The following is a 13679-nucleotide window of genomic DNA, read 5'->3' as shown; positions in this document are numbered from 1 at the left end:
ATTAAAACTTTAAATTCAAAATTAGAGCCAGTTTTATCTCAATTAAGCATTTCAGTACTTCCTAAAAACTCAAAGAATTTTCATGAAAATCAGACAATTAAAAGTGCTTTTTTATTAACACCATATATAAAAGGAACTATAGAAAATCCGTCTTATTATTTTGAAAATTCAAGTCAAAAAAAGAAAGAATTTTTAGATTTATTATTATTAAATCAAGGATGGAGTGCATATTCTTTAGAAGAAAAAATCAAAGAAATAAATCCAGAAGAACTTTATAAATTTGAAAGTGGTTTTACAGTAAATGGTAAAATAAAATGGTATCCAAAAGGATATAATATGGGTATTATGTCAAAAAAAGGTGGTTTAATTGCCTCCAGTGAAATTAATGAAAACAATCAATTTTCATTTGAAAATGTTTTTGGTTATAAAAATGATTCTATTAAAATAGCCTTAATTAAAAACAAATCTCCGTTGGTAAAACCTTTAAAAGTTTCTTTTATTCCTGATTCTACAATTATTAATAAGTTTAGCTTCATACCAAATAATATGAACCAAAATCCAATTATTAAAGCAGAAATAGTTGTTTCAAATGAAGAATCAAGTGTTTCAAATTTTACTAAGTATCCTAATGTAGAAGTTTTAAAACAGGTTATTTTAAAAACAGTGAAATCTAAAAGAGAAAGAACTTTTTATGATGATGAAATGGATTTGGCAAGTAAACATAGAGTAATTGCTGCCGGTTTTTACCAAAGTATAAAAGTTACTGAACGTATTCAAGATAATTATCTAAATTTATTGCATTACTTTCAGAATTTAGGAATGGTAAAAGGTAATTGTCCTGACTGCTATCTTAAAGTTAGAAATGCAATAATATCTTTTGCTGCTTTAGATGGGCAGAGTCAACCAAAGCCAATTTTATATATAGATGACGTAATATTGGATGAAGAAAGTCAAATTGAAATTCTAGAATCTATTAGTATGGTTGACATAGATGAAATATTGATAAATAGATTTGGAGCTGGAGGGGGAATAAATGCTGTAGGAGGAATTCTTAAAATTTATCGTAAAAAAGGAAACCACAAATATTATAAATACGGGAAAACACTTTATAAAGATTTAATACTACTTACAGGTTTTGATAGAGCAACGGATTATTATAAACCAATGTATAATATTTATACTGAAGATGCTTATAATTGGTCGGAAATTGATTGGAAAAACAATCTTCAAACTAATGAAAAAGGTGAAACGATTATTAAAATTCCAACAAATGAGTTTTCAAATGAATTCCAGTTTATTATCAATGGTTTTTCAGAAGATGGATTGTTATTTAATACCGTTTATAAAACAGGTTCAATGGGTTTTTAAATATTTATAAAATATTCAAAATGAGTTTCTGTATAATTTCGAACTCTTTTTTAACTACCTTTGCTATCTAAATTAATTTATTATGTTTCTATTTATTAGCGGAGCTGAAATATTTGTAGTTCTTGTTATTACCGTAATGCTATTTGGTGCTGATAAACTACCAGAAATAGCTCGTGGACTTGGAAAAGGGATGCGTCAAATTAAAGATGCAACCAATGATATTAAGCGAGAAATTAAAAACAGTGCTGAAAAGAACGATATTGACATTGATATAGCAACAAATATTAGGAAGGAAATAAACAAGGTGAAAGATAATTTTGATGACTTTAGCAGACCTGTTTCAAAAATAAAAGATACTATTATTGATGATATCACTGGGCCTGTAAAAAGAAATAAATAATCTTGGATTTTTTTAATTCACTTGTTAATTACGATAAACAATTACTCCTTTTCTTACATTCAAAGGGTTCTATAACTTGGGATGCTTTTTGGCTTTTTATTACAAATCCACTTCCTTGGATTCCTTTAGTTTTTTTGTTTTTTTATTTAGGTTATAAGTCATTTGGGTTCAAAAAAACAATCCTAATTACTTTAATTACAGTTTTAAGTGGTGTTTTTTCTTTATTGATTGTATCTATTATTAAAAATTATATTCAAAGACTTAGGCCCCTTAACGATAGTTCTATAAATAATTCTATTAGAGTTTTAGTTGAACAAAATGATTTTAGTTTTGTTTCAGGGCATTCAACCGTATCTTTTACTATTACATTTATACTATTTTGGATTTTGAAAAAAAAGTATAAATACGCTTATGTACTGTTTTTATTCCCAATATTATTTGCGTACAGTAGAATTTATTTAGCCGTTCATTTCCCTATTGATATATTGTTCGGAATGCTTTTAGGCTATTTAGTTGCACTTATTTTTTATAAAATAATTGAGTTTTCAGTTTTAAAACGCTAATATTATTTAACTCTACTTATTGTTAACCCGTCTCTAATTGGCAATAGTACAGTTTCAATTCTAGTATCAGAATTTAACAACTTATTGTATTCAATCAATATTTTTGTATCTGTATCTTTAGGGTTAATTTCTTCAACAATTTTACCACTCCACAATACATTATCTGATAAAATAACACCTCCGGGGTTCATTTTGTCAATTATTAAATTGAAATAATTTACGTAATTTGATTTATCAGCATCAATAAAAACCAAGTCAAATTTATGATTTAATGTAGGTATAATGTTTAATGCATCCCCAATAAATTGTTTTATTTGATTTTGATAATTTGATTTATCAAAATATTTTTTTGCAAAACCTTCTAATTCTTCATTTTTATCAATGGTATAAAGCGTACCATTTTTTTTTATTCCTTCTGCCAAACATAAAGCTGAATACCCTGTGTAAGTTCCAATTTCTAAAATACTAGTTGGTTGTATTAATTTAGAAATCATAGATAAAACACGTCCTTGAAAAGCACCACTTAGCATACGAGGATTTAATACTTTTTGCCAAGTTTCTTTATTTAATTGTTGTAATAATTCTGGTTCTTTTTGAGAATGAGCTACAACATATTTGTCAATATTATCAGGTAAAAAATTCATTTTCTAAAAATATAAATGAGGTTTAATAAAAATCTATTATTTTGAAATAAATTTAGGTTGGTAAAAATATAATCTGTTAGTGGGTTTCAATATGATTTTAAATATATGTGCTATATTCTAGCCTTCAACTCTTGTTCTAAATATTTTTTATCTTCTTCCGTTAAACAGTGTTTTTTTCTGCTTTCAGAATCTTTATGAAGCTCATAACATTTCGTTAATATTCCATTTTGTTTTGAATAAAGTCCACACTTTTTACATAAAAACAAATGAAAATTTAATTTAATTTTTTCCCATAATGAAGCTTCTCTGTATTGACTTTTATCACAAATTTTTGTTGCTTCGTCGCAGCTTATTTTCATTTTTTGTATTCTTTAATTTTTAAACCAACTTTCTTCCATGCATTTTCTTAACTGAGTTCTGGCTCTATGGATAATTACCCAAAGATTGGACGATGTAATATCTAACTCCTTACAAATCTCCTCAGTTTCAAACTGTTGAATTGTTTTCATTCTAAAAACCATAGCATATTTCTCTGGTAAATTTTCAATACAATTTTCTAGGGCTTCACTTAATTCATCATTTTCAATAACTTGTTCAATTTCACTTCCCCAAGAACTTGGTGCTCGTTCTTCAATCCATTCTCCTTCTCTATCTCCATCCGAATAAAAATTCATTTTAACTTCAGCTTTGCCTTTTGTTGAATTTATTTTACGATAATGATCAATAATTTTTCTTTTTAGTATAGAAATTAACCAAGTTCGTTCACTGGCTAAACCTTTAAAATTAGTTTGGGCTTTTAACGCGGCAAAAAAAGTATCTTGGATAATGTCTTTTGCTAAATCTTCATTGTTAATTCTACTAATGGTATAATTGTACAAATAATCTGCATGAAGTTCTATCCACTTATTTGGATTTAATATCTGTTTGTTCGTTGAAGGCATTAATTTTTAATGAATTTATCGCTAAAATATAGAATTAAAATTACTCTTCTTTAATATATTGTTTTATTATTTATAAAACTCACAGCCTTCTTTTGCTCTTTTTTAATAATAAAATTTAAGCAATAGTTTTGTATTTAATTGGTGTGTTTACCAATAACGCTGAAAAGCAACTTTTTATCAATTGGCTTTGTTAAATATGCATCAAACCCATCTTTTATAGCATCTTTTTTATCAGATTCCATGGCAAAGGCAGATAATGCAATTATGGGTAGTGATGGTTTTTTCTTTTTTATCTCTTTCATCGCTTCATTTCCGTCCATAATTGGCATTTTAATATCCATCAATATCAAATCAATTTCAGGATATTTATCTGATAATTCAATAGCTTGTTTTCCATTATCAGCTTCAATAATTTTAAAATTGGTTTTTGAAAACAATTCATGAATATACATCATATTGTATTCTTCATCTTCAACTACTAAAATTGTTAATTCTTGATCTTTCACTTGCAATATTGGTTTTTGGTCTTCTACAACAGAAGTTATTAGTGATGTTTTTGGTTTTATATAGGGAATTGTAAAATAAATGATGGTTCCGTTATTATTAGAATCCATCCAAATTTCACCTTTAAATAGTTCTATAAATTTTTTTGAAATGGCCAATCCAAGTCCAGTTCCTTGAAGTTTCTTTTTTAAATCTATATTTGCCTGAATAAAACGATCAAATATTTTATCTTGAATATTTTTTTCAATACCTATTCCAGTGTCTTTCACATAGAATTGAAGTTTATCTCCTATAAGCTGATATCCAAATTCAACACTACCTTCATCAGTAAACTTAAATGCATTTGACAGTAAATTTGTTAAAACCTGATTCAATTTAACACTATCAATTTCAATAAAACTTTCCAAATCTGTTAATCCTTTTACACGATGGATTTTTAGATTCAATTCTAGAGCTTTAGGCTTGTAAAAATTATATAAATTATCTAACAATTTATTTAAGTTTATACTTTCATAATGTAATTGAACTGCGCCTGCTTCAATTTTTGAAATATCTAAAATATCATTTACAATAGACAGCAATTGCTTGCTGCTACTAATTACTATTTTAGCATATTTTTGTTTTTCTATATCTGATAAATTAGGTTCTAAAAATAATTCTGAAAACCCAATAATTCCATTCATTGGCGTTCTAATTTCATGACTCATATTTGCCAAAAAAGATGATTTTAATTTATCGGATTCTTGGGCTTTTATTAACGCAATTTTTAATTCATCTTCCGCTTTTTTTCGTTGTATAGTTGTATTAAGCTGTTCCGCTACAAACTCTAATAATTGCACATCATTTTCAGAATAAGCATTTTCATTTGTATAACTTTGTACAACTATTGCACCAATAGAGTTATTATTAATAAGCAAAGGAACTCCCAGCCAACATTCTGCAGCTGAACCTATTAAGCCTACAATTTTTTGCCCAATTAACTGTAAATGTTCATTATTAGTTATTAATAAAGGTTTTTTTGTTTTTATTACGTAACCTGTTAAAGAGTTTGTTGCGGGAAAATCTTCAACATCTTCTTTTTCATCAACAAAAACAGGAGTTGAAATCATGTCTGTTTCTTCATTATAAAGTGCTATATAAAAATTATTGGTGTTAATTATTTTATGCAATTCATTTTTAATAAACATTCCAAACTCATGAAAGCCAATTGTTGTTAATGCAGCTTTTGAAATATTATATAACACATGTTCAAGTTCTTCATTTTTTACAGTATCTGTTATATCTTTAACAACACAGTGTATTGTTGTTTTGTTATCAACATCTTCAATTCTTGTAAGAGAAACTTCAGCCGGAAAAACATGTCCATTTTTTTGTTGATGATTCCATCTAAATCTATTGCTTCCTTTTTCTAAAGCAATTTTCATCATTTTTTCAGCCTTTATAAACGAACTTTCCCCTCCTTTTTGTGTTTCAGGTGATACTTTTGATGGATGTATTTGGAAAAAAGATTCTTTACTTTCATATCCAAACATTTTTAAAGTAGCTTCATTACAATTAACAAACACGTTATCTTTTAGTATAAAAACTGCATCAATTGTTTTTTCGAAAATTGCTTTATATTTTTTTTCTGATTTTTCAATTAATTTCTTTGCATTAACACGTTCCGTTATATCATCTACTAGGCAAGCTGACCCTATTGTATTGTTTTTGGCATCTTTTAACTTAACACTATACCATTCACAAGTTATTATTTTTCCACTTTTTGTAATATTCTCATTGGTGTTTTTTAAACTGAAATTCTCAATAAATAATGTATCCCTAAGCGCTTTCATCTCAGAAAATAAATGAGGTGGGGTTAATAAATTTTTACAACTTTTACCTTTTACTTCTTCTGAAGTATATCCAAAAATTCGTTCTGCTGAATTGTTCCATTCTAAAATTTTATAATCTAAATCCCACATAATTGATGCCAACGGTGTGTTACTAAATTGATCTTTTAACCGTTGTGTTCTTTCAAATAGTAAATCTTCAGTGTTTTTTTGTTCTGTAATGTCTTCTATAATTCCTTGAATATGAGTTATTTTTTTATTTTTACTTCTAATTGTGTCAATGTTTGATCGTATCCATTTAACTTCACCTTTTTTAGTAATTATTCTAAAAGGTTTTGGTTTTATTGTTTGTAAATCGTTACTTTTAATCAACTTTAAAAATTCATTTCTAATAAATTTTAAATCTTCAGGGTATACTATTTCAGCAATTTTTATTTTATTTGACAAAAAATCTATGTAAGAATAACCAAAAAGATCGAATACATTTTCAGATGCAAATTCAACAGGGAAATTCCATTCGTTTCTACATAAAATTGCAACAGATGAGCTTTTGTTTATAATATTATAAGCTTCTTTAATTTTATCTTCAAACTTTTTTTTATTGGTTATTTCATGAAAAAAAAGTAATATACCTTCATTTGAAGGTATAATTCTATTTTCAAACCAACGATTCCAAGGTCTAAAGTAATTTTCAAATTGTATTGGTTTTCTGGTTTCAATTGCTTTATGGTAAAAGTCGTAAAACGTATCGCCTTCTTTCTCTGGAAATTCATTCCAAATATTTTTTCCTATAAGCCCTTGTGGGTTTTTAATATTTAATAAATCTGCCGCTTCCTGATTTATGTATAAATAATTAGAGTTATAATCTAAAATTACAAAACCATCTTTTATGCTTGAAAGTGTATTTGAAAAAAGATTTTTAGTAGTGTCAAGTTTTCTGTTAGAAATAATTTTGTCTGTAACATTTTCCGCAGATACAATTACATTCTCTAAACTCTTATTTTTAGATTCAACACTAAATTTAAGTAAAACATCAAATTCTTCGCCTTCTAAATTTTTATTAACAGTTATTATTGAAGATTCTTTTTTACCGGTTAAAATATCTGTGACTAGTTGTGAAAACCCAACAAATGATTTTTCTGTAAACACATTAGATACATTATTTAATAAATGTAATTTATCTTTAGCTTTATATAACTTAACTGCAGTTGCATTAACTTCTTTTATTTTTACTAAAGAACTTAATTTATGAATAACTTCATGGTTACCAGTAATAAAGGATTTAATATCTAAATTATTTTTTAAAATTTCCTTTTCAACGTAACTTTTCACTTCAGAAAAATCTTCTATCCAAAGGGCGATAGGTGCGTTTTCAAAAAAGCAAAAATATTTATCATCTAATTCTTGTTTTGTTGGCATAGGGGTTTTAGGATAATTTTATAGATTTTCAAAAACCTTAAATTTGTGAAAAACTTCTTTTTAAATTTTTTATATCATTTAAATATAGATAGTTAAATATAGTAACTTTATAATAAAAAACAAAAAGTTATTTTTTAGGAAGTCTAATTTTAATTTGTGTTCCTTTGTTTAAAAGGCTTGTTACAGAAATTGTTCCTTCATGGTCTTTAATAATTTTGTTTGCAATTGACAAACCTAACCCAATGCATTTTTGTTTATCTTCTGAATAGGTATTTACTACAAAAAATTCATTAAAAATATCGGGTAAATTCTCTTCTGAAATTCCAATTCCTTCATCAATAATTATAGTTTCAACAGTGTTTAAATTCTCTTTTACAGTTATTTTAATTGATGTATTATTAGTTGAGTAACGAAATGCGTTATTTATTACATTCCTTAAAGCTATTGAAATTTCAGTAGCATCTATGGTTAAACTAATTGGATTCTCAGAAAATACATGCTCAATTTGAATATTTTTTTCAACTGAAATAGCGTTAAATTCATTTATAATAACATTCACTAATTCAGTGTAGTTTAAGCTTTTAAAAGAATACGTTAAATTAGGTGATTGCAGCTGTGAATATTTTGCAACTATTGCTAATAGTTGTAATGAAAAATTGGCTGAATTTTTAATTATTTGCAAATGTTTTTCCAATTTTTCAGGAGTATACTCTTCAATATCTTCTAAAATCATCTCCGAAAAAGAAAAAATAACTCCAACTGGGTTTCTTAAATTATGAATTAATTTACCAATAGATTTAGTATTACTTTCTCTAACCGAATTTAATTCGCTGGTTTTACCCTTTAACCTTAAACTTAGATCTACTATTTTTTCTTCTAATTCATGAATGTAAGCTTCAGAATTATTTTTACGCTCGCTCAAAATAGATTAATTTTTAAGTAAATATAATCTTATTATAATGTTTCTCAAAATTATATTTAAATGCTTAGTTATAAATCTAATTTCAAAAATATCTAAAAGAAATCTTTTTAAAACAAAACTGTTTTTTTTAGTACTTTTACCTTTTAAGATTTAAACAATATAGAATGTCTGCAGCAAAAAAAAGTTACAAAAAAATTACCACAAAATCATTAACGGAAATGAAAAACAATGGTGAGAAAATTGCCATGTTAACTGCCTATGATTATACTATGGCAAAAATTGTTGATAATGCTGGTGTTGATATTATTTTAGTTGGTGATTCAGCCTCTAACGTTATGGCTGGCCATGAAACAACTTTACCTATTACATTAGATCAAATGATTTATCATGCAAGTTCAGTTGTTAGAGCCACAAATCGTTCGCTTGTTGTTGTAGATTTGCCTTTTGGTAGTTATCAAGGAAACTCTAAAAGCGCCTTAGATTCAGCAATTCGAATCATGAAAGAATCTGGCGGTCACTCTGTTAAATTGGAAGGTGGAAGTGAAATTGCTGAATCTATTTCAAGAATTTTAACTGCTGGAATTCCTGTGATGGGACATTTAGGATTAACACCACAATCTATTTATAAATTTGGAACTTTTTCAGTAAGAGCAAAAGAAGAAGAAGAAGCTGAAAAATTAAAAAAAGATGCTAAATTATTAGAAGAACTAGGGTGTTTCGCATTGGTACTTGAAAAAATTCCAGCAAAATTAGCCAAAGAAGTTGCTGAAAGTTTATCTATTCCTGTAATTGGAATTGGAGCTGGAAATGGAGTAGATGGTCAAGTATTAGTTACTCATGATATGTTGGGAATGACCCACGAATTTCATCCACGTTTTTTACGCCGCTATTTAGATTTATATACAGAAATGAATGATGCTTTTGAAAGCTATATTAAAGATGTGAAAAGTAGCGATTTCCCAAATGAAGAAGAGCAATATTAGTAAGTGTATTAGATGTTGCAACCAATTAAAGAGAAAAACTATGAAAAGATTATTAATATTAGGATTCCTATCATTACTAAGCTTTAATATTACTGCTCAAGAAGAAAAAGCGGAATTAATTACAGAACTTGATATTCCTCCAATTATTTCTGGATGCAATTCTAAAGTTGATAAAAAGGAGATTGCAATATGTCTTCAAGATAGAATTTCGAAACTAATTAACAAAAATTTAAAATTTTCTGTTTTTCTAAAACAAAATTTACCTAATGGAAAATATCAAATAAATACTTTTTTTAAGATTTCAAAAAGTGCAAAAATAACTGATATTAAGGTTGATTTTGATAATGATGAGATTGTAAATGAAGTTATCCGAGCTCTGAAAAAAATTAAAATTAAGAGTCCTGGAATAATAGATGGCAAACCAGTAGGAGTAAAATATACTCTTCCAATTTATTTTTCATTAGATTAAATTACGTACAAAATGTATGAAATTTAAGCTAAAATTTAAACTAAATACAACCAAAAAATCTACCCATGAAAATTCTTATAATTGACAATAACCATCCACTTTTACAATCTGGTTTAGAAAAATTAGGCTGTATTTGTGAAAAAGATTTCACGTCAACTAAACTTCAAATTGAAGAAAAAATAAGTGAATATGAAGGTGTTGTTATCAGAAGTAGATTCAACATTGATCAGCAGTTTTTAGACAAAGCAAGCAACTTAAAATTTATAGCTCGTGTTGGTGCAGGACTTGAAAGTATTGATGAAGAATATGCCAAAAAAAAAGGCATTTGTTTAATTTCAGCTCCTGAAGGAAACAGAAATGCGGTTGGTGAACATGCGTTGGGAATGATTTTAAGTCTTTTCAACAATTTAAAAAAAGCCGACCTTGAAATTAGAAATGGAAAATGGTTACGTGAAGCCAATAGAGGAATTGAATTAGAAGGTAAAACGGTTGGTATTATTGGTTATGGAAATATGGGCAAAGCCTTTGCTAAAAAATTAAAAGGTTTTGATGTAGAAGTTATTTGTTATGATATTAAAGAAGGTGTGGGCGATGAAAATTGTAGACAAGTTTCCTTAGAAGAATTGCAAGAAAAAACCAATGTTTTAAGTTTACACACTCCTTTTAATAAGCTATCGCACAACATGGTAAATGATGCATTTATCAATAATTTTAAGAACCCTTTTTATCTAATAAATACAGCAAGAGGTTCCGCTGTTGTTACTGATGATTTAGTTGAAGCACTTATTAATAAAAAAGTATTAGGTGCATGTTTAGATGTATTGGAATATGAAAAATTATCGTTTGAAAATTTATTTGAAAACGATACGCTTCCTGAAGCTTTTAATTACTTAATTCATGCAGAAAATGTACTTCTTTCACCTCATATTGCTGGTTGGACTGTTGAATCTAACATTAAATTAGCGCAAACGATTGTTGATAAAGTTGATGCTGAATTTTTCGCTGAAAAGACCCCTGAAATTAAACCTGAAATTAAAAGAGTTACTGGTATTGGTGGACTTTTCTTTAAAACTGAAAATCCCGTTAAATTAAAAGAATGGTATAAAAACCACCTCGGTTTTAATACAGATGATTGGGGTTGTACTTTTTGGTGGAAAGATAAAGAAGGTAAACCTGCAAGTACAAAATGGAGTCCGTTTAAAAATGACACCACTTATTTTTCGCCCTCAACAAAAGAGTATATGTTTAATTATAGGGTTGATAATTTATTAGAACTTATAGTTAAACTTAAAGAAGAAGGAGTCACTATTGTTGGTGAGGTAGAAGAATATGACTATGGAAAATTTGGATGGATTTTAGACCCTGATGGAAATAAAATTGAACTTTGGGAGCCAATTGACGCTTCTTTTTTATAAAAAGTTATATTTTTAATAATTAAAAAAACACATTATGGATGTACTAGATGAAAATGGAAATATAATTCCAAAAAGTAACGAAGAAAGTAAAAGAGTATTAGCAGGTGTATTAGCTATCTTGTTAGGTCCTTTCGGCGTTCATAAATTTGTCCTTGGGTATACAACTCAGGGTATTATTATGTTAGTAATTACCATAATAACTTGTGGTATTGGAGCTGCATTAACTAGTATAATTGGATTAATTGAAGGTATTATTTACCTCACTAAATCTGATGAAGAGTTTAAGTACACATACCAAACAAACAAAAAAGAGTGGTTCTAAAATAAAAAAGAATTAAAACTTATACACCAGTCTTTTTAAATACAAGCATTGTTCGTTGTAATCAATTATGGCGCCTGTTTTTTCTAAAATATCAGCGCCTATAATTCCATCTACAGCATTCGCTTTATGCTCAGTTAAAGCGGTATTTACATGGGTTAAATCTAATAATACTAGATGGCAATTATTATATTTCCATCCTTTAAACTCCAATCTGTTTTTTGAAGAAATTTTAGTTTCCATTCCAATTGCTCCTGCTCCAGCAGCTTTAGTTTCAGAATCTTTAACAGCTAACTTAAATTTTTCAGCTAACTTAATTTCAACACAAGAGTTTGAAGCTCCAGTGTCCAAAATAAATCTACCTTCAACACCATTTATGGTTGCTTTTAACTCAAAATGGTTGGTGTTAATTTTCTTGAGTTTTATTTTGGTATAGCCCTTTCTTATCAGAATATTATTTAATTTCATGTAGTAGTTATTTCGGTCAAATTTACCGCTTTTTTAAAAGAAGATAACCTGCTATTAAAACGAATCCAAGAATTAAAAACCAAACGAAGTTAAAATCACTATTTTCTATGGAAGTTACATCACCAATATATACAAAACTCGCCCAATAATATGGTGATTTTTTACTAGCAGAAATAGTTTCATTGTTTATATAAGATAGTTTAGAAACATGCAAAGCCTCAGATTTATTACCGCTCTTTTTATAATTTTTATAAAACCCGGCCATTAATTCTTCGGTAGATTTATCATTTACTTTCCATAATGAAACTAGTAAATTTTTTACACCAGCATACGAAAATCCACGGGCTAAACTCATAGCGCCTTCTCCTTTTCTTAAAGTTCCTATTCCTGTTTCACAAGCACTTAAAACCAACAAATCAGCTTGTAAATTATAACCATAAATTTCAGGTAAGTATAAAGTTTCATCATAAAAATGAATAGCTGGTGGCATATAATAATCTCCTGCAGTTGCATGTGTAGATAAATGAATGATGGAATAGTTTTTAGCCAATGTTTCAAATGCATTTTTTGAAGCGTTTGAGTTTAACAAAAACGCACCATCTCTTGTTTTTTCAATACTTTTGGCTTCTTGTAAAGTGTAAATTAATTCTGATAAATCACGATAATTATCCTTGAAAATTGGGAAAAATCCTATAAAATTTTCTTCTGGTATTTTAACCACTTTATTTTCGTGAATTAAAATACTTGCTGAATATGCGTAACTAATTTTATTTTTTTTGATTAAATAAGGTAATTTTTCAAAGTTAGTTATTGAAGTTTCTTCTGTAATTAAAGCATCAAAAGGTAGAAATGAAAACAAACCATCCGGTACAATAATTATCTTTTCATTCAATGCTGTTTTGAATATTTTTTGATATAATAGATACCCTAATGAAGTATATTTTGAAACATTGTTTTGTAAAGTAGTCCCTCTACTATCGGAAAACAGGTTTAAAAATTCAGTAACAGACAAATTAAAATCACTGTCTTTTGCAATCTTCTCTAATTTTGCTGATTTTCCGTTTGAAATTGAAAAAATATAAACATTCTCTTTCCCTTCAAAAAATTCAACCAAAGATTCATTATTTATTAAAAGCTTTTCTTTAATATTTTTAAAAGTAATTAAACTATCATTTTGAACTTTTAAAGTTGGGTATTTTGCTTGAATTTCCTGCTTTAATAATTGAAGTTTATTAAAAATAGCCGCTCGCTCATTGGTGAAATTTGCCAATAATTTTATCGATGCTTTTTCTTTTTTTAATTCTTCAATAGCAATGCTTTTATTTAATTGTGCTTTCTTAAAAAGCAATTCTTTTTCAATCACAAATAAAGAATCATTTTTAATATTTGACTTTAAAAAAGTTGCTTCTTTTGCTTCTAATAAAACTACCGATTT

At 27.4% G+C, this 13679-nt stretch carries 13 protein-coding genes and 1 pseudogene; 7 read left to right on the top strand and 7 right to left on the bottom strand.

Annotated elements, in window-relative coordinates:
• The 3 genes from ABY863_RS09835 to ABY863_RS09825 all read left to right on the top strand — a co-directional run.
• Window positions 1–1368 (top strand): hypothetical protein (locus ABY863_RS09835; RefSeq protein WP_372794327.1); only part of this gene is annotated, 1368 nt, incomplete at its 5' end.
• Window positions 1369–1450: 82 nt separating this feature from the next.
• Window positions 1451–1768 (top strand): twin-arginine translocase TatA/TatE family subunit, encoded by a 318-nt coding sequence (locus tag ABY863_RS09830; RefSeq protein ID WP_372794325.1) that lies wholly within the window; start codon window positions 1451–1453, stop codon window positions 1766–1768.
• 2 nt (window positions 1769–1770) lie between these two features.
• Window positions 1771–2331, top strand: coding sequence for a phosphatase PAP2 family protein (locus ABY863_RS09825; protein WP_372794323.1), 561 nt, complete (start codon window positions 1771–1773; stop codon window positions 2329–2331).
• A 2-nt stretch (window positions 2332–2333) separates the two neighbouring features.
• On the opposite strand, the gene ABY863_RS09820 is transcribed toward ABY863_RS09825, so the two are convergent.
• From ABY863_RS09820 to ABY863_RS09800, 5 genes are all read right to left on the bottom strand, one after another.
• Window positions 2334–2975, bottom strand: a complete 642-nt coding sequence (locus tag ABY863_RS09820; protein WP_372794321.1) for an O-methyltransferase — start codon at window positions 2973–2975, stop codon at window positions 2334–2336.
• 110 nt (window positions 2976–3085) lie between these two features.
• Window positions 3086–3334, bottom strand: a complete 249-nt coding sequence (locus tag ABY863_RS09815; RefSeq protein WP_372794319.1) for a hypothetical protein — start codon at window positions 3332–3334, stop codon at window positions 3086–3088.
• 12 nt (window positions 3335–3346) lie between these two features.
• Window positions 3347–3916 carry a sigma-70 family RNA polymerase sigma factor gene (locus ABY863_RS09810; RefSeq protein WP_372794317.1) on the bottom strand — a complete coding sequence of 190 codons (570 nt, stop codon included), beginning with the start codon at window positions 3914–3916 and terminating at the stop codon, window positions 3347–3349.
• Between the two features lie 134 nt (window positions 3917–4050).
• Window positions 4051–7668 carry a PAS domain S-box protein gene (locus tag ABY863_RS09805; protein WP_372794315.1) on the bottom strand — a complete coding sequence of 1206 codons (3618 nt, stop codon included), beginning with the start codon at window positions 7666–7668 and terminating at the stop codon, window positions 4051–4053.
• A gap of 127 nt (window positions 7669–7795) precedes the next feature.
• The gene (locus ABY863_RS09800; protein ID WP_372794313.1) at window positions 7796–8590 is read right to left on the bottom strand and encodes a sensor histidine kinase; all 795 of its coding nucleotides are present in this window, start codon (window positions 8588–8590) and stop codon (window positions 7796–7798) included.
• 164 nt (window positions 8591–8754) lie between these two features.
• Between ABY863_RS09800 and panB the strand changes: the two genes are divergently transcribed.
• From panB to ABY863_RS09780, 4 genes and pseudogenes are all read left to right on the top strand, one after another.
• The gene (panB, locus tag ABY863_RS09795) at window positions 8755–9573 is read left to right on the top strand and encodes a 3-methyl-2-oxobutanoate hydroxymethyltransferase (RefSeq protein WP_372794311.1); all 819 of its coding nucleotides are present in this window, start codon (window positions 8755–8757) and stop codon (window positions 9571–9573) included.
• A 40-nt stretch (window positions 9574–9613) separates the two neighbouring features.
• On the top strand, window positions 9614–10042 hold the full coding sequence (locus tag ABY863_RS09790) for a hypothetical protein (RefSeq protein WP_372794309.1): 429 nt from the start codon (window positions 9614–9616) through the stop codon (window positions 10040–10042).
• 65 nt (window positions 10043–10107) lie between these two features.
• Window positions 10108–11040: pseudogene (locus tag ABY863_RS09785) on the top strand (2-hydroxyacid dehydrogenase); the annotation flags it as partial.
• Window positions 11041–11491: 451 nt separating this feature from the next.
• Window positions 11492–11779: a TM2 domain-containing protein gene (locus ABY863_RS09780; RefSeq protein ID WP_372794307.1), complete on the top strand. Its 288-nt coding sequence runs from the start codon at window positions 11492–11494 to the stop codon at window positions 11777–11779.
• A gap of 12 nt (window positions 11780–11791) precedes the next feature.
• On the opposite strand, the gene ABY863_RS09775 is transcribed toward ABY863_RS09780, so the two are convergent.
• Both ABY863_RS09775 and ABY863_RS09770 read right to left on the bottom strand, forming a co-directional pair.
• Window positions 11792–12244 (bottom strand): retropepsin-like aspartic protease, encoded by a 453-nt coding sequence (locus ABY863_RS09775; RefSeq protein ID WP_372794305.1) that lies wholly within the window; start codon window positions 12242–12244, stop codon window positions 11792–11794.
• Window positions 12245–12266: 22 nt separating this feature from the next.
• Window positions 12267–13679, bottom strand: a 1413-nt coding sequence (locus ABY863_RS09770; protein WP_372794303.1) for a CHAT domain-containing protein, incomplete at its 5' end; no start/stop codon positions are given.

Origin of the sequence: Lutibacter sp. (genome assembly GCF_041562875.1) — a bacterium.
Classification (GTDB): domain Bacteria; phylum Bacteroidota; class Bacteroidia; order Flavobacteriales; family Flavobacteriaceae; genus Lutibacter.
Note: the sequence above shows the minus strand (reverse complement) of the source record. Positions and strands in the feature narration are given on the sequence as shown.

Excerpts from the sequence above, each read along its gene's own strand:
- ABY863_RS09830 (WP_372794325.1), top strand. The coding sequence starts at position 1,451 with ATGTTTCTATTTATTAGCGGAGCTGAAATATTTGTAGTTCTTGTTATT.
- ABY863_RS09820 (WP_372794321.1), bottom strand. The coding sequence starts at position 2,975 with ATGAATTTTTTACCTGATAATATTGACAAATATGTTGTAGCTCATTCT.
- ABY863_RS09815 (WP_372794319.1), bottom strand. The coding sequence starts at position 3,334 with ATGAAAATAAGCTGCGACGAAGCAACAAAAATTTGTGATAAAAGTCAA.
- ABY863_RS09810 (WP_372794317.1), bottom strand. The coding sequence starts at position 3,916 with ATGCCTTCAACGAACAAACAGATATTAAATCCAAATAAGTGGATAGAA.
- ABY863_RS09805 (WP_372794315.1), bottom strand. The coding sequence starts at position 7,668 with ATGCCAACAAAACAAGAATTAGATGATAAATATTTTTGCTTTTTTGAA.
- panB (WP_372794311.1), top strand. The coding sequence starts at position 8,755 with ATGTCTGCAGCAAAAAAAAGTTACAAAAAAATTACCACAAAATCATTA.
- ABY863_RS09790 (WP_372794309.1), top strand. The coding sequence starts at position 9,614 with ATGAAAAGATTATTAATATTAGGATTCCTATCATTACTAAGCTTTAAT.
- ABY863_RS09780 (WP_372794307.1), top strand. The coding sequence starts at position 11,492 with ATGGATGTACTAGATGAAAATGGAAATATAATTCCAAAAAGTAACGAA.
- ABY863_RS09775 (WP_372794305.1), bottom strand. The coding sequence starts at position 12,244 with ATGAAATTAAATAATATTCTGATAAGAAAGGGCTATACCAAAATAAAA.